The sequence below is a fragment of the Pedobacter sp. NEAU-ZC8 genome, from assembly GCF_059278965.1.
Genome location: NZ_JCAJXC010000002.1, coordinates 146279 through 161405, shown reverse-complemented (window position 1 = coordinate 161405; position 15127 = coordinate 146279). Strand labels below are relative to the sequence as shown.

Sequence of the window (15127 nt, the reverse complement as noted above, 5' to 3'; positions counted from 1 at the left end):
TCCGAAAGAATAAAGACGGTTATATGCAGGAAAGCATCTCTTCAAAAGAGTTAATGTTAAAGAAGATAAGGAAGGCCCTTTTGGAAAAAAGGGACATTCCTTATCTTAATGTTGAGGATTCTCCCTTGTATAATGCGACGGAAGAAATCCCTGAAATATTGTTTGCAGAAGAACTTACCGCCGTTGGCGGTAATTTCATTTTCTGCGAAAATGGGATCGATTTTATCGAGAACATGCTCGACCTTGCAGCCAGATTTAAGTGGCGCAAGATCTATTGCTGGGAGCCTGAACTCCAGGAGCTCCTGAATCACTATGAATTTCCATTTTACGAGACCGACAAAGACTTTGAGATGGCCGAGGTAGGTATAACCTTGTGTGAAGCCTTAATTGCCCGTAATGGCTCTGTAATGGTATCTAATAAGAATGCTGCCGGTCGCCGGTTAAGCATTTACCCCAATCATCATATCGTAATTGCCCGTACCGGGCAGCTGGTCATGGACCTGAAAGATGGATTTCAGCTTATAAAAACTAAATACGGCAGTAATATACCTTCTTTGGTTAGTACGATAACCGGCCCAAGCCGCACGGCAGACATCGAAAAGACGCTTGTTCTTGGTGCCCACGGGCCAAAAGAACTTTTCGTATTTCTTATTGACGATTTCGCTTAGTATTTTTCCGGGATTTGTATATTTAGCTAAATAACGTTAGATTTATACTTTATACCAAAACAGTATACGGTTCAAAATGGACAAAAACAGCCCTTTATACTCAACCATTACAGGTACCGGGAGTTACATTCCCAATAACGTCGTACACGGCAACTCGTTCCTGGAATCGGCATTTTATGAAAATGGTTTAAAGATTGAGAAAGACATCAAGGAGATCATAAGTAAATTTTCTGAAATCACGGAGATTACGGAGCGCCGCTATGCGGATGCCGATCAGGTGAGCAGTGATATCGCTACAGTTGCTGCGCAAAATGCGATTGCAGATAGTGGTATTGATCAGGAGAGCCTGGACTGCATCATCTTTTGTCATAATTTCGGAGACGTTAAACTTGGGTCCAACCGGATGGATATGATTCCTTCCTTGGCAGCCAAAGTGAAACAGCGTTTGCAGATTGCCAATCCAGATTGTGTGGCTTATGATCTGATCTTCGGTTGTCCGGGCTGGGTACAGGGTTGTATTCAGGCGGATTACATGATCAAAAGTGGTGATGCGAAGAAAGTTATGGTTATTGGCTCGGAAACCCTTTCCAGGGTGATTGATCCGCATGATCGTGACAGTATGATCTTCTCTGACGGTGCAGGTGCGGTAATTATGGAAGCTATTGCTTCAGCAACACCGACCGGCATCATCGCACATAAAACGCAGTCCTATACGCTTCAACACGCATCCTTGCTGACGATGGGCAAGAGCAATAATCCAGGCCATAATGCCGAAAATACCTACTTGAAAATGAATGGTAGAAAACTGTATGAATTTGCAGTGATCAACGTGCCGCAGGTGGTAAAAAAGGCAATAGACAAGGCTGGACTATCCATTGAAGACATCAAAACGGTATTTATTCACCAGGCTAACGGCAAGATGGATCATGCGATCATGAAGCGCCTGTTTAAGCTATATGAGGTAGATTGCATCCCGGAAAAACTTGTACCGATGACCATCTCCTGGTTGGGCAATAGCTCGGTTGCAACGATACCGACTTTACTGGATCTGGTTAAGAAGGGGAAGGTAGAAGGTTATGCGGTAAGAAAGGGTGAATATGCAGTGTTTGCATCGGTGGGTGCAGGTATGCACATCAATGCCTTTGTTTATCAATTTTAAGCCTATTGGTTGAACGATCTCTTACTTTACAACTAAGATTACATCAGACATAAAAAAAGCGATTAGAGGATTCTAATCGCTTTTTCTTTATCTAAGCTTTTATGACTAAGATGCTGCTTGTTCTAATGTTAAAGCCTCATCTACCAGAATTCTACCACAGTGTTCGCAAACGATGATCTTTTTGCGCTGACGGATATCTAATTGTCTTTGAGGAGGGATCTGATTGAAACATCCTGAACATGAATCACGGTCGATGGTAACTACAGCAAGGCCGTTATTTGCATTCTTTCTCAAACGTTTGTAAGCCGTTAACAAGCGCTCTTCGATGGAAGTTTCTGCAGTTTGTGCTCTTACGTTTAAAGTTTGTTCATCTTTTTCCGTTTCAGCAGTGATGGTTTCCAGTTCGCCCCTTTTAATTTCTAAATCTTTCTTTCTTGATTCCAGATCAGCTAATGCTTTCTCATAGATTTCGGTTTTTGAAGCGATGTCAAAGCCAAACTCTCTGATCTTTTTCTCGCAAACCTGGATCTCCAGGTTTTGGATCTCAACTTCCTTGGTTAAAGCATCATACTCACGATTATTTTTAACTTCTTTAAGTTGGGTCTCGTATTTCTTGATCAGGCTTTGCGCCTCTTTAATCATATTTTTACGGCTTACGATGGAATCTTCAGTATCATCCAGTTCACCTTTTAATTTTTGAATACGGGTTTCTAAACCTGCAACCTCATCTTCCAAATCCGCAACTTCCATTGGTAACTCACCACGGATCTGACGGATTTTATCGATTTTAGTATGAAGGGTTTGTAATTCGTATAAAGCTTTTAGCTTTTGCTCTACAGTTTGTTCCATTAAAAGAAGTAATTTATGGGGTTTGTATTTTGCGCTGTTAAACGGATCGCAAAGTTAGGAAATTTTTCTCTAATAATATTCAACAACAAATTCGACGTAAACTGTTCACTTTCAAAGTGTCCAATATCTGCAATCATCAGTTTTTGCTCTGCATCAAAAAACTCGTGATACTTAAAATCTGCGGTTACAAAAGCGTCTGCACCAGCAGCTATAGCGTCCTTCAGCAGGAAGCTTCCTGAACCACCACACACGGCAACTTTGCGGATGGACTTCGGCAATATTTCGGTATGCCGCACTACGCTGGCCTTCATTTGTGTTTTAACCAGCTGCAGGAATTCAGTGCCTTCCAGGGCTTCATTTAAAAAGCCAACCATGCCTGCACCAACCTCCTGATTCTTATTATCGAGCAGGTAAACATCGTAGGCAACTTCTTCATACGGATGGCTTTCCAGTAATGCCAGTAATACTTTCCGTTCATCTTGCGCCCGGAAAATGGTTTCTATACGCATTTCCTGCTCCTGATGGCGGATGCCAGGGGTACCCACAAAAGGATTGGTGTCTTCGTTACCGTTGAAAGTTCCGGTACCCCGGGTATTAAAGCTGCATTCGCTGTAATTGCCAATGTTGCCAGCGCCGGCAGCGAACAAAGCCTCACGTACCGTATCCGCTTCATCAACGGGACAGTAGGTGACCAGCTTTTTCAATTGTCCCTTTTTCGGGCTCAGTATCACCGGATCTTTGATGCCCAGCTTATCGCAGATCACTTTGTTTACCCCATGTTGTACACTGTCCAGATTGGTGTGGATGGCATACAGGGCAATATCGTGTTTGATCGCTTTGAGGATCACACGCTCGATGTAGTTTTTGCCGTTTAGCTTTTTTAATCCCTTGAAGATGATGGGATGATGGGTGATGATCAGATCACAGTTGTGCAGGATCGCCTCGTCGACAATCGCCTCCGTACAATCCAGGGCTACTAGTGCGGAATTTACCTCTTTGGAAGCTGCGCCGACCAGCAGTCCTGAATTGTCGTAGTCTTCCTGGTAGGCTAGTGGTGCTATGCTTTCCAGGTGTTGTATTAACTCATTTAACTTCATTCTCAAATTGGGTTGCCCATTCGTACCATCTGAAGGCTCTCAAAAACCATGCGCTGATTGTATTCGAAGGCAAGACTTTTATAATTGATCAAATCTATGATGGTTCCGATGAAACAAAGTCCCAAAGTAAAGAAATAAAGCACGCCCATACCGATCTGGTTGATCAGGAATCTGGATAAACCTGGCACAAAGAAGCCCAGGATGCAGTAAAGCAGCATATCATCGGGGTTCCTTCTTTTGCCCCCGTAGATCATCAGGAAGCCACGTAACTGGTTCTCACTGAAACCGGTAGTAGCGGTTTGCAGGTAAGAAAACTCCTGCGGGGTAATACCCGGCAGGGACATAAATGGTGAATTAAACATAATATTTCTCCCTTCCTATTAAACTTCTTTTAGTGAACAGCTGTTTGAACAATATGAAAATGCGGGACAACAGGATCAGCAATGCGGGTATTCCAAACCAGTGCATTCTAAAACTTTCCTGAATATGCCCATGCAGCAGCTGGCTTAAAGAACGGCCGATGCCGCAACCGGGACACCAGGTAATACCCAGATTTGCCAGAGGGCAAAGGCTGAAATCCTGATGTGCTGTCGCGTCCGGCTGACTGGTTGTTGCCAGCAGGAGCAAGGCAGCAATCCAGAAGAGCAGTTCGAACGACAGGTATAACGGCGCTTTCATTTTCGTTTTATTTTTAGAGCCAGAAATGCCCTTTATGTTACATTATACACAATCTTAAATCTTACATTTGTCTGTGAACATTCGCGAAATTATCAATCAATATAAAACAGATGAGCGCATTGTAGCATTGGCAAAGGCCCTTAATATGGGCAAAGGCAGCAAGATCCAGCTTAAAGGGCTGGTAGGTTCTGCTGATGCTATGGCCGCTGTTGCCACTTACTTTCTACTCCATAAACCGCAGCTTTTTATCTTGCCAGACCGCGAAGAAGCGGCCTATTTTTTAGGTGACCTGGAAAGCATTCTCGATAAAGCCGTGCTGCTGTTTCCTTCTTCTTACCGCAAGGGTTTCGATTTTACACAGATCGATACGGCCAACGTGCTGGGCAGGGCAGAGGTGCTGAATGAGCTGAACCATGATTCGGAGTTTGGAAAGATCGTTGTTACTTATCCGGAGGCATTGTCTGAGAAGGTGATCGACCGCTCGGTACTGGAGAAAAACACGCTGGAAATTACTGTAAATACGAAGCTGAGCATTGAATTCATTAATGAGTTTCTGTTTGAATACGAATTTGAAAGAACGGATTTCGTCTATGAACCCGGACAGTTTTCGATTCGCGGTGGTATCGTAGACATCTTTTCCTTCTCCCACGATCTGCCTTACCGGATCGAGTTCTTCGGCGATGTGGTAGAGAGCATCCGGACCTTTGAAATTGAAAGCCAGCTTTCGGTAGATGATGTAAAAACACTGACCATCATCCCCAATGTGCAATCGAAATACCTGACAGAAAGCAACATTAACCTGCTGGATTATATCGATAAAGACACGCAGGTCTGGATCAAAGACGTAGAATTTACGCTGGATATCATCAAAGCGGGGCACAAGAAGGCGGTTGAGCTGTGGAAGGCTTTGCCTGCACAGGAGAAGCAGGAAAATCAGAACTGGATAGACCCGAAATACAGCTTCTCCGATGAGAAAATGATTGCGGACATCCTGCAGGAATTCCCCTTGGTGGAATTTGGAAAGCAGTTCTTCTACAGAACGGATCACATCTTCAATTTCGACACCAAGCCGCAGCCATCGTTCAATAAGGATTTCAACCTGCTGATCCATAACATCAAGGAGAATGAGAAAGCGGGTATATTCAACTTTATTTTCTCCTCTTCGGCCAAACAAACAGAACGTTTATACGCCATTCTGGATGATATCGATAAAACCGCCAAATTTACTCCCGTAAATATTTCTCTTAGGGAAGGTTATATTGATCCGGTACGCAAATTTGCCTGTTATACCGATCATCAGATCTTCGACAGGTTTTATAAATACAAGCTTAAAAGAGGCTATCAACGCAGTCAGGCAATAACCCTGAAAGAACTCCGTGACCTTAAACCGGGCGATTACGTAACCCACATTGACCATGGTATCGGTAAATACGCCGGACTGGAGAAGGTGGAAGTGAACGGGAAAACGCAGGAAATGATCCGTCTGGTTTATGCGGATAATGACCTGCTGTACGTAAACATCAACTCGCTGAACCGTATTGCGAAATACAGCGGCAAGGATGGTACGCCACCAAAAATGAACAAGCTGGGTACAGAGGCCTGGGATAAGCTTAAGAAAACAACAAAAAAAAAAGTTAAAGACATTGCCAGGGACCTGATCAAGCTTTACGCCATGCGGAAGGCACAGGTGGGTACGGCGATGGCCCCCGATGGTTATATGGAGACCGAACTCGAGGCTTCTTTCATCTATGAAGACACCCCGGACCAGGAAAAGGCTACGTTAGACGTGAAAAAGGATATGGAAGCACCATATCCGATGGACCGTCTGGTTTGTGGTGACGTCGGGTTCGGAAAAACGGAGATAGCGGTGCGTGCGGCATTCAAAGCAGTGGCCAATGGTAAACAGGCAGCCGTATTGGTGCCAACAACCATCCTCGCATTGCAGCACTACAAGACCTTTGCAGGCCGTTTAAAGGAGTTTCCTTGTACCATTGACTATATCAATCGTTTCAAGACCAATAAACAGATTAAAGACACCCTGGCGCGTTTGGCAGAGGGTAAGGTGGACATCGTTATTGGTACGCACAGGCTATTGAGTAAAGATGTTAAGTTTAAAGATCTTGGCCTGATGATCATTGATGAGGAGCAGAAATTTGGAGTAAGCTCTAAAGAAAAGCTTCGTGCACTACGCGTAAACGTGGATACACTGACTCTAACAGCTACGCCAATCCCCAGAACCCTTCACTTCTCTTTGATGGGTGCAAGGGATTTGTCGATCATCAATACGCCACCACCAAACCGGCAGGCGGTAAATACAGAACTTCATGTTTTCAATGATAAACTGATCCAGGAAGCCGTGCAGTTTGAGCTGGACCGCGGTGGACAGGTGTTCTTCATCCATAACCGGGTGAATGACCTTACACAACTCGGGGGACTGATCCAGACCTTAGTACCGAAAGCACGGATTGGAATTGCCCACGGTCAGCTGGACGGAGATGCACTGGAAGACGTGATGTTAGACTTCATTAATGGGGATAAGGATGTTCTTGTAGCCACCACGATCATTGAAGCCGGACTGGACATTCCGAATGCCAATACGATCATCATCAACCACGCTCATATGTTCGGGTTAAGTGACCTGCACCAGATGCGCGGCAGGGTAGGTCGCTCCAATAAAAAGGCCTTCTGCTACCTGCTGAGCCCGCCATTATCTACTTTAACGAACGAGGCCAGAAAGCGCTTAAGTGCCATTGAAGAGTTCTCAGACCTCGGCAGCGGCTTTAATATTGCCATGCGGGATTTGGACATTCGTGGTTCTGGAAACCTGCTTGGAGCGGAGCAAAGTGGCTTTATCGCGGAAATAGGCTTCGATATGTACCACAAGATCCTGGATGAAGCCATTCAGGAGATTAAAAGCGATGAGTTTAAGGAGCTTTTCAAAGATGAGCCAGCCAGGCCATTCGTTACCTTCACGCAGGTGGATACGGACGTGGAGTTATACATCCCCGATGATTACGTAACCAACATTACCGAGCGCTATAACCTATACACCGAGCTATCCAAGATAGAGAACGAAACGGAACTGAAAGCCTTTGAAAAGTCATTACGAGATCGCTTCGGACCAATTCCTAGGCCTGTTACAACCATGATGAAGGTGTTACGGCTACAGTGGGTAGGAAAACGGCTTGGATTTGAGAAACTAAGCTTTAAAAAAGGCATTCTCCGGGGGTATTTCATTGCGGATAAACAGTCGGCATACTTCGATTCGGCTACTTTTGAGCGGATCATCAATTTTGCGCAGCAGCACCCAAGATTGTGCAACCTGAAAGAAGTAAAAAACAGTCTTCGAATTGCTTTCGAAAACCTGAATACCATCGATGAAGCAGTGGAAATGCTGGAGCTCGTAGCACATTAACAATAAAAGAACCTGTGCAGCAGTTTAGCTGCCACCATATGCATCATATGAATCCTCAACTGTTAAAAGACCTGGTTACCATGAAAATGCCGTTTGGCAAGTATAAAGGGCGTACCATGTGCGACCTGCCTGAATCTTACCTGGTTTGGTTCCATGGGGAAGGCTATCCTCCTGGCAAACTTGGTGAGCTCCTGGCCACCTTGTACGAGATCAAGTTAAATGGCCTGGATTACCTGTTACAGCCGATAAAGGCACAGTACGGAACCAGAAGCTAGTAAAACTCCGTAACGCTGTTTAAACAACATTACGGGGCTGCTTTATGATGGGCTTAATTCCCTCTCAACTTAGTTGAAAATCAGGTACAAGTAGACATAAACGATCGGCGCAGCAACAAGCAAGCCGTCGAAACGGTCAAGCAGCCCACCATGTCCTGGCAGCAGATTACCCGAATCCTTAACATCCAGGCTTCGCTTAAGCATAGACTCCACCAAATCACCCAGGGTACCGAAACTTACGATCAGCACGGCCATTCCCGCCCAGACTAAGATCGATATCTCGGTAAAAAACAGGGATACAATCCCGGCAACCAACACACTCATCAGGATCCCACCAGCAAAACCTTCCCAGGTCTTTTTCGGTGAATGCCGCTCAAAAAGCTTGGTTTTACCAAGTTTACGCCCAAAAAGATAGGCGCCGGTATCACTTGCCCACAGCATCAGCATAAAGGCAAGCGGTAGATGGAAGTTAAACTGCTCATCTCGCACATAGCCCAACGCGTAAAAGAAGCAGAATGGGACCACTACAAAGAGTAATCCGAGGAAAGTATAGGCAATGTTGTTAAAAGGGTTCTTAGCGGTCCTATAAAGCTCAAAGAGGAACACAGAAACGGCTATTGGAATACCTAAAAGCAGGTATTTGGTGTCAAATGGAAAAAAGGGGAAGGCTGCAACAGCGCCAAACAGCAGAAATCCAGTCACCATACCAAGGATTTTGTGTGGTAGAATGCCTGCGGTATTAACCAGGGTATAGAACTCGTACAGGCCTGCAAGGCTCAGTAAAAGGTAGAAAATGGTAAATACTTCAGCACCCAAAAAGAAGGAGCCAAGCATTACAATGGCAAAGAAAAATGCGGTTATTGCTCTAGTCTTCATTCAGGTTATTCTCTATGATGTAAGCTAAAGCCTGGTCAAAGTTCTCTGGCTGCACGAGGATGTTTACGACGCCAAAGGCTTTATATGATGAATCCTGCTTGTTCATCACCACTGCAGGAATATCGTGCTCCACGAGAGCCTGCTTAATGATCTCCGCTGTAATGGGGTTCGTGGTGGTGTACACTTTGGTCCAGTTGTTTTCCATTTTCAATGTATCTTTTTCTAAGGTAAATGAGGAGCAATACGGTTAAAACCAGCCCTAAGACATAGCCCATCCAGTTGAATGCCGGCTGTTCATCTACGTTTTCCAAAGGTAGGTTATGAATTTGAAAGTACAAGGCCATACATACCGCATAAGCATTGTTCAGGAAGTGTGCTAACATTGGATACCACAGGCTTTTGGTCCAAACATAAATGTAGCCGAACAGTGCACCAAGCAACAACCGTGGTATAAAACCGAAAAACTGTACATGTATGGCACTGAAAATGAAAGCAGTGATCCATATCGCTACATGCGGATTACCAAACATTCTGGAGAAAGCCCGCTGTACGCCACCCCTAAACATGAGTTCCTCTGCTACTGCAGGTAAGAAGGCAATCATGAACAGGTTTAAGAGGAAGTCCCCGGCAGTGTCCATCTTCAGCAGTGCTACCACCATCTTGGAAGCTTCCTCTTCTTTGTCCCGCATCCAGTTCTCCAGTGGCTTAAGCGCCTCTGGTAGTGTCATTTTCTGGTTAATTAATCCTGACAATTCCGTTATCGGCAGCGATACCATCATCAGCAAGAAGATGACGCCCAGCATGGCTAAGGTTGGCTTTTGCCAGTTGTAAAATTGACTGATCTTACGTCCTTCGGTAACAGCCAGAAATATTGGTGGCAAGAGAAAAAGCCCAATAGAGCTCAAAATCTGCACGATTTTTAGGGAATTGATGCTGTTTGGATCCTCTATGGACAGATTCGTAAGCGCTGCTATCCTCTGATGATCAGAGAACACGAGCAATACGATCAGGCTTAAAATACTACAAATGATGAGGCCTGCAAGTGCATATCCGGTGAGGATAAGTAACTGAACATAAGCACTACTTTCTGATCGGTGTTTCTGCAGGAAATCCATTGTATGTATGATTTTGTACCTTTGTGCCTGTAATTTGCGTTGAAGATAGAAAAATGTCCGTAAAAATAGGAAATATTGATCTGGGAGAGTTCCCGTTATTGCTTGCTCCCATGGAAGATGTGAGTGATCCGCCATTTCGTTACGTGTGTAAACAGAGTGGGGTGGATATGATGTACACGGAGTTTATCTCTTCGGAAGGATTGATCCGTGATGCCGCGAAAAGCAGGCAAAAGCTTGATATCTTTGAATATGAACGTCCTATTGGCATTCAGATCTTCGGCAGTGAGATCGACCACATGCGGGAAGCCACGGAAATCGCCACGATGGCAGGTCCTGATCTGATGGACATCAACTATGGCTGTCCGGTTAAAAACGTGGCCTGCAGAGGTGCTGGTGCCAGCCTTTTGCAAGACATTGACAAGATGGTTAAGATGACCGAAGCGGTGGTTAAGGCCACACACCTGCCTGTTACTGTTAAAACAAGATTGGGCTGGGATGATAATACGAAAAACGTAGAAGAAGTGGCAGAGCGCCTGCAAGATATCGGCATTCAGGCACTGACCATCCATGGTCGTACCCGGGCGCAGCTGTATAAGGGGCAGGCAGACTGGACACTGATCCGCGAAATCAAACGCAATCCAAGAATTAAGATCCCGATTTTCGGTAATGGTGATGTAGACAGCCCAAGAAAAGCGGCCGACTGGCGCCTGGAATATGAAGTAGATGGCATTATGATCGGTCGTGCGGCAATCGGTTACCCATGGATCTTCCGTGAAGTAAGACATTTCTTCAATACCGGAGAATTCCTTGCCGGCCCAACCGTAGAAGAACGTGTAAACGTCTGCAGGACGCATTTTGAAAAGTCTATAGAATGGAAAGGACCAAGGGTGGGTATCTTTGAGATGAGAAGACATTATGCCAATTATTTTAAAGGTTTGCCCGATTTTAAACCATACAGAATGCTATTGGTAAAGGAAGAGAACATCCAGACCATTCACGAAATATTGGACGAAGTGGCAGATAAGTTCCGGAACGTGGAGCCTGTAACAGAAATGGCTTAATTTTTGAAAATAACACCATTTACAACAGCAATATGGTAACAGCAATTACGCAGGGAATCAAAATATCAGTTGAAACCATGTACCAGGATGAATATTCTAATCCTGCCAATGAACAATTTATGTTCGCTTACCGGATTGAAATTGAAAATCTTTCTGATTATACGATCCAACTGCTGCGCAGACAATGGTTTATCTTCGATTCTGCAGGCACCATAAAGGAAGTTGAAGGCGCCGGAGTAGTGGGTGTACAACCCATTCTGGAGCCTGGACAGGTTCATGCTTATGTATCCGGATGTCAGATCACAACAGATATCGGCAGTATGCGTGGCAACTATTCCATGATCCGGGTGGCCACAGACACCCCATTTCAGGTAGATATTCCAGAATTTGCTTTGATTGTCCCTTACCGTCTAAACTAAGATTTAGCGGGTTCCCTTGCCGAAAAGCATACCCACATAATAGATCAGGTTACCTAACGCGCCTATAGCCGCAATAATGTAGGTCATGGCTGCCCACCAGAGTGCGTCTTTGGCTTGCTGGCGTTCCACCGTAGAAAACGATACCGAACGGTTATTACTAATCCACAATAACGCCCTTCTACTGGCGTCAAACTCCACTGGAAGCGTAACCAGGCTGAAAATAGTTACCAATGCAAGTCCAAAGACCCCGATGCTTAACACCACCGGATTACCGGTGAAACCGATCAGGAGGAAGCCAAAAATAAGGATCCATTGAAGCAGGTTAGAGGTTAATGATACCACAGGTACCATTTCCGACCGCAAATACAGCCATTTATACGCTTTACTATCCTGAATGGCATGCCCACATTCATGAGCCGCGACCGCCGCTGCGGCTACACTACGCCCATGATAAACGTCAGTACTCAGGTTTACAGTTCTGTTCTGGGGGTTGTAGTGATCTGAAAGCTGACCATCAGTACTCATCACCTGCACGTCGTAAATGCCATGATCCTGAAGCATCTTCTGTGCGACCTCCTTACCCGATAAACCTGAACCCAATTGCATTTCCGAATAGCTGGATAATTTGCTTCGGAACCGCCATTGCACAATCATGCTGATCATCAGCACCGGAATAATGAATATGATATAGGTAAGCATCTTAGCCAGTATGAGTTGTAGAGATCAAATCAAAAAGCGTTCCCTAAATCTGTAAAGTCCAAAAAATTAACAACTTAACAATTCTAAATCACCGCTTCGGGTGGTTTATTACAGGATTTTACCTTTATAATCCCACTATCCTACGATTAGGAATCCCAGTTTTTTACTAATATCTTTGTTATAAACAATAGAAAATTGTTAGAAATTATAAAAATATTAGCAAGATGGAATATCTAATTATCGCACTGCTGCTACTCATCTGTTTCCTGATGTTTCTCTTTTTAAAAAGACCAGCAGGCGACCAACACAAGGCCTTATTGGAAATCAAAGAATTGGAACACCAGAAGCAACTCGAACGGCACCATGCCGATAAATCTCGAATAGAGGATGAGTTGCGGGATCTGCGTGAAAGTTTCATGATGGAGCGTAGCAGGGCCATAAAGGCCGAAGAAGCCTTGAAAGCCCAATTAAACCGTCAATTGGAGCAAGAACAGTATATCCAGGAACTGCAACATAAATTCAAGCTGGAATTTGAGCATCTGGCTACTAAAATCCTGGAAGAAAAGACCAGTAAATTTACCGAAAGCAACCGCATCAACCTGGATCAGATCTTAAATCCGCTAAAGGAAAACATCAAAGCATTTGAACAGAAGGTGGAAAAGGTCTATAAAGACGAATCTGACGAGCGGAATATGCTTAAAGGCGTAATATCCCAGCTCATGTTGCAAAGTAAACAGATACAGGAAGATGCGAACAATCTCACCAAGGCACTTAAGGGCGACAATAAAAAACAGGGCAACTGGGGCGAGATCATCCTGGAAAAGGTACTTGAACGTTCAGGATTGATCAAAGGACGGGAGTACCGGGTACAGGCTTCATTAAACCACGCTGAGGGCAACAGATTACAACCCGACGTCCTGATAGACCTTCCAGACGAGAAACACGTTGTAATCGACTCTAAAGTGTCTCTCATTGCATACGAGCGTTTGCTTAATGCGGAGTCTGAAGAGGAGCGTACCATTTTCATCAAACAACACGTAAGTTCGATCAAAGGACATATTCAAAATCTTTCCGGTAAAAACTACCAGGATCTTTACCAGATCAACTCCCCGGATTTTGTGTTACTTTTCATTCCAATAGAATCATCCTTTGGCATTGCAGTGCAGGAAGACGCGGAGTTGTTCAATTATGCCTGGGACCGTAAGGTGGTGATCGTAAGCCCTTCAACGCTGCTCGCCACACTACGTACCATCGCCAGCATCTGGAAACAAGAACGTCAGAACCGGAATGTACTTGAAATTGCAAGGCTTAGCGGTAGCCTGTACGAGAAATACATTGGCTTCCTGAACGATATGGAAGGTTTGGGTAAAAACCTGAAGAACAGCCAGGATTGCTATGATAAAGCTTTGAATAAACTGTCCAATGGCGCCGGAAACCTGACCACCACGGCCGAGAAGATCAAACGTCTGGGTGCAAAAACAAACAAACAGATCGACAGCAAGTTCCTCGACCACAGTTTGACCGGAGAGGAGCCAGCCGATGAAATTTCCAGTGAACTGCCTATGAACAATACAGGCAGCTAGCCCAAGCAAAGATTAAAAACAAAATTAAAAGCCTGATTTAAACTTTTCCAAATGGATCTGTTTAAATCAGGCTTTTACATTATCAATCTACTGGTCAGTTATTTATCCAACTACAGTTTAGCATTGGTAGATTAAATCAGCTAATTTGCTGCTTAAATCAGACCAAACAATTACAGCGGCCTGTTATAACTTGAAAGCGTTCCAGCCCTGAGCCTTAAGCTCATGTACCATATCTGATTTGGAGATCATTTTACAACCCGAATTCTTATCGGTGATATGCCCGATAACGCTGATGTCTACATCATGTTTCAACTTTGTGTAGTCAGATTGTTTGATCGTGAACAACAACTCATAATCTTCACCACCATTTAGCGCACAAACTGTGGGATCCAATCCTAATTCACGAGCAGTTTCATACGTCAAGGGGTCAATTGGAATTTTCTCCTCATACAGCGTTACGCCTTTTTCCGATTGCTGGCAGATGTGCAGGATTTCCGATGCTAAACCATCAGAAACATCGATCATCGATGTCGGTACAATCTCCATCTGTGCCAGTAAATCAACGATATCCCTTCTGCCTTCGGGTTTAAGCTGGCGCTCAATGATGTAATCCTTGCCCTCCAGATCAGGCTGAATATTTGGATTCTCTAAGAAAATCAGCTTTTCACGCTCCAGGATCTGCAATCCGACATAAGCACCGCCTAAATCTCCGGAAACACAAACTAAATCACCTTCACCGGCCCCATTTCTATAGCAAACATCTTTTTTGTCGGCATAACCAATGCTCGTTACGCTGATTACCAGACCTTGTTTACTCGTTGAAGTATCGCCACCAACCAGATCAATGTTAAACTTATTGCAGGCAAGCTCAATGCCCTTATAGATCTCCTCTACAGCTTCCAGCGGAAATTTGCTCGATAAGCCGATGGAAACCGTGATCTGGGTTGCTATACCATTCATCGCGTAAATGTCGCTTAAATTCACTTGCACGGCCTTATAACCCAAATGCATCAAGGGTACATAAGCCAGATCAAAATGGATGCCCTCCAGCAGCAGGTCAGTGGAGATCAACACTTCCTTACCATCAAAATTCAGCACTGCAGCATCATCGCCGATGCCCTTGGTACTGCTTTCATGACGGATTTTGAAATTATCCGTAAGGTGTTTGATCAATCCAAACTCTCCTAATTGCGCAATATCTGTACGTTCCTTATTTTCAAACATAATTTTTCT

General features: G+C 44.5%; 16 protein-coding genes. 7 read left to right on the top strand and 9 right to left on the bottom strand.

Features of this window, described 5'->3' with window-relative positions; genetic code table 11:
* Positions 1-23: 23 nt before the first annotated feature.
* Together AC5WJX_RS02440 and AC5WJX_RS02435 are read left to right on the top strand one after the other, a co-directional pair.
* Positions 24-668 (top strand): LutC/YkgG family protein, encoded by a 645-nt coding sequence (locus AC5WJX_RS02440; protein WP_494483207.1) that lies wholly within the window; start codon positions 24-26, stop codon positions 666-668.
* 76 nt (positions 669-744) lie between these two features.
* On the top strand, positions 745-1827 hold the full coding sequence (locus AC5WJX_RS02435; RefSeq protein WP_494483206.1) for a 3-oxoacyl-ACP synthase III family protein: 1083 nt from the start codon (positions 745-747) through the stop codon (positions 1825-1827).
* 105 nt (positions 1828-1932) lie between these two features.
* Here the strand turns inward: AC5WJX_RS02435 and AC5WJX_RS02430 are convergent, their stop codons facing one another.
* The 4 genes from AC5WJX_RS02430 to AC5WJX_RS02415 are packed head-to-tail and all read right to left on the bottom strand — an operon-like array spanning position 1933 to position 4451.
* A complete protein-coding gene (locus tag AC5WJX_RS02430; protein ID WP_440428706.1) occupies positions 1933-2676 on the bottom strand; it encodes a zinc ribbon domain-containing protein in 744 nt (247 codons plus the stop codon).
* Positions 2676-3773 (bottom strand): Nif3-like dinuclear metal center hexameric protein, encoded by a 1098-nt coding sequence (locus AC5WJX_RS02425; protein ID WP_494483205.1) that lies wholly within the window; start codon positions 3771-3773, stop codon positions 2676-2678. The genes AC5WJX_RS02430 and AC5WJX_RS02425 overlap by 1 nt, the downstream gene beginning before the upstream one ends.
* A 2-nt stretch (positions 3774-3775) precedes the next feature.
* Positions 3776-4135 carry a TM2 domain-containing protein gene (locus AC5WJX_RS02420; protein WP_494483204.1) on the bottom strand — a complete coding sequence of 120 codons (360 nt, stop codon included), beginning with the start codon at positions 4133-4135 and terminating at the stop codon, positions 3776-3778.
* Positions 4128-4451 carry a DUF2752 domain-containing protein gene (locus AC5WJX_RS02415; RefSeq protein ID WP_440428711.1) on the bottom strand — a complete coding sequence of 108 codons (324 nt, stop codon included), beginning with the start codon at positions 4449-4451 and terminating at the stop codon, positions 4128-4130. The genes AC5WJX_RS02420 and AC5WJX_RS02415 overlap by 8 nt, the downstream gene beginning before the upstream one ends.
* Before the next feature lie 73 nt (positions 4452-4524).
* Here AC5WJX_RS02415 and mfd point away from each other — a divergent pair, with 73 nt between their 5' ends.
* Both mfd and AC5WJX_RS02405 read left to right on the top strand, forming a co-directional pair.
* Positions 4525-7866 (top strand): transcription-repair coupling factor, encoded by a 3342-nt coding sequence (gene mfd / locus AC5WJX_RS02410; RefSeq protein ID WP_440428987.1) that lies wholly within the window; start codon positions 4525-4527, stop codon positions 7864-7866.
* Between the two features lie 47 nt (positions 7867-7913).
* Positions 7914-8141, top strand: a complete 228-nt coding sequence (locus AC5WJX_RS02405) for a DUF3820 family protein (protein WP_494483203.1) — start codon at positions 7914-7916, stop codon at positions 8139-8141.
* Between the two features lie 69 nt (positions 8142-8210).
* On the opposite strand, the gene AC5WJX_RS02400 is transcribed toward AC5WJX_RS02405, so the two are convergent.
* From AC5WJX_RS02400 to AC5WJX_RS02390, 3 genes are read right to left on the bottom strand one after another with little or no spacing between them, the layout of a single operon-like run.
* Complete coding sequence (locus AC5WJX_RS02400; RefSeq protein WP_494483202.1) at positions 8211-9017, bottom strand: phosphatidate cytidylyltransferase; 807 nt, start codon at positions 9015-9017, stop codon at positions 8211-8213.
* On the bottom strand, positions 9007-9222 hold the full coding sequence (locus AC5WJX_RS02395) for a putative signal transducing protein (protein WP_440428714.1): 216 nt from the start codon (positions 9220-9222) through the stop codon (positions 9007-9009). The genes AC5WJX_RS02400 and AC5WJX_RS02395 overlap by 11 nt, the downstream gene beginning before the upstream one ends.
* Positions 9161-10132, bottom strand: a complete 972-nt coding sequence (locus AC5WJX_RS02390; protein WP_494483201.1) for a CPBP family intramembrane glutamic endopeptidase — start codon at positions 10130-10132, stop codon at positions 9161-9163. Before AC5WJX_RS02390 ends, AC5WJX_RS02395 begins: the two co-directional genes overlap by 62 nt.
* A gap of 53 nt (positions 10133-10185) precedes the next feature.
* Between AC5WJX_RS02390 and dusB the strand changes: the two genes are divergently transcribed.
* A complete protein-coding gene (dusB, locus tag AC5WJX_RS02385; protein WP_440428717.1) occupies positions 10186-11193 on the top strand; it encodes a tRNA dihydrouridine synthase DusB in 1008 nt (335 codons plus the stop codon).
* A 32-nt stretch (positions 11194-11225) separates the two neighbouring features.
* A complete protein-coding gene (apaG, locus tag AC5WJX_RS02380) occupies positions 11226-11612 on the top strand; it encodes a Co2+/Mg2+ efflux facilitator ApaG/CorD (protein WP_494483200.1) in 387 nt (128 codons plus the stop codon).
* A gap of 3 nt (positions 11613-11615) precedes the next feature.
* Here apaG and AC5WJX_RS02375 read toward each other — a convergent pair whose 3' ends face one another.
* The gene (locus tag AC5WJX_RS02375) at positions 11616-12311 is read right to left on the bottom strand and encodes a zinc metallopeptidase (RefSeq protein ID WP_494483199.1); all 696 of its coding nucleotides are present in this window, start codon (positions 12309-12311) and stop codon (positions 11616-11618) included.
* Positions 12312-12535: 224 nt separating this feature from the next.
* On the opposite strand from AC5WJX_RS02375, the gene AC5WJX_RS02370 reads away from it, so the two are divergent.
* Entirely contained in the window at positions 12536-13894 is a 1359-nt protein-coding gene (locus tag AC5WJX_RS02370) for a DNA recombination protein RmuC (protein ID WP_494483198.1), read from the top strand.
* A 183-nt stretch (positions 13895-14077) separates the two neighbouring features.
* Here AC5WJX_RS02370 and thiL read toward each other — a convergent pair whose 3' ends face one another.
* Positions 14078-15118, bottom strand: coding sequence for a thiamine-phosphate kinase (gene thiL / locus AC5WJX_RS02365; protein ID WP_440428724.1), 1041 nt, complete (start codon positions 15116-15118; stop codon positions 14078-14080).
* Positions 15119-15127 lie beyond the last annotated feature (9 nt).

Excerpts from the sequence above, each read along its gene's own strand:
- apaG (WP_494483200.1), top strand. The coding sequence starts at position 11,226 with ATGGTAACAGCAATTACGCAGGGAATCAAAATATCAGTTGAAACCATG.
- AC5WJX_RS02440 (WP_494483207.1), top strand. The coding sequence starts at position 24 with ATGCAGGAAAGCATCTCTTCAAAAGAGTTAATGTTAAAGAAGATAAGG.
- thiL (WP_440428724.1), bottom strand. The coding sequence starts at position 15,118 with ATGTTTGAAAATAAGGAACGTACAGATATTGCGCAATTAGGAGAGTTT.
- AC5WJX_RS02430 (WP_440428706.1), bottom strand. The coding sequence starts at position 2,676 with ATGGAACAAACTGTAGAGCAAAAGCTAAAAGCTTTATACGAATTACAA.
- AC5WJX_RS02435 (WP_494483206.1), top strand. The coding sequence starts at position 745 with ATGGACAAAAACAGCCCTTTATACTCAACCATTACAGGTACCGGGAGT.
- dusB (WP_440428717.1), top strand. The coding sequence starts at position 10,186 with ATGTCCGTAAAAATAGGAAATATTGATCTGGGAGAGTTCCCGTTATTG.
- AC5WJX_RS02415 (WP_440428711.1), bottom strand. The coding sequence starts at position 4,451 with ATGAAAGCGCCGTTATACCTGTCGTTCGAACTGCTCTTCTGGATTGCT.
- AC5WJX_RS02400 (WP_494483202.1), bottom strand. The coding sequence starts at position 9,017 with ATGAAGACTAGAGCAATAACCGCATTTTTCTTTGCCATTGTAATGCTT.
- AC5WJX_RS02405 (WP_494483203.1), top strand. The coding sequence starts at position 7,914 with ATGAATCCTCAACTGTTAAAAGACCTGGTTACCATGAAAATGCCGTTT.
- AC5WJX_RS02395 (WP_440428714.1), bottom strand. The coding sequence starts at position 9,222 with ATGGAAAACAACTGGACCAAAGTGTACACCACCACGAACCCCATTACA.
- AC5WJX_RS02420 (WP_494483204.1), bottom strand. The coding sequence starts at position 4,135 with ATGTTTAATTCACCATTTATGTCCCTGCCGGGTATTACCCCGCAGGAG.
- AC5WJX_RS02390 (WP_494483201.1), bottom strand. The coding sequence starts at position 10,132 with ATGGATTTCCTGCAGAAACACCGATCAGAAAGTAGTGCTTATGTTCAG.
- AC5WJX_RS02375 (WP_494483199.1), bottom strand. The coding sequence starts at position 12,311 with ATGCTTACCTATATCATATTCATTATTCCGGTGCTGATGATCAGCATG.
- AC5WJX_RS02370 (WP_494483198.1), top strand. The coding sequence starts at position 12,536 with ATGGAATATCTAATTATCGCACTGCTGCTACTCATCTGTTTCCTGATG.
- AC5WJX_RS02425 (WP_494483205.1), bottom strand. The coding sequence starts at position 3,773 with ATGAAGTTAAATGAGTTAATACAACACCTGGAAAGCATAGCACCACTA.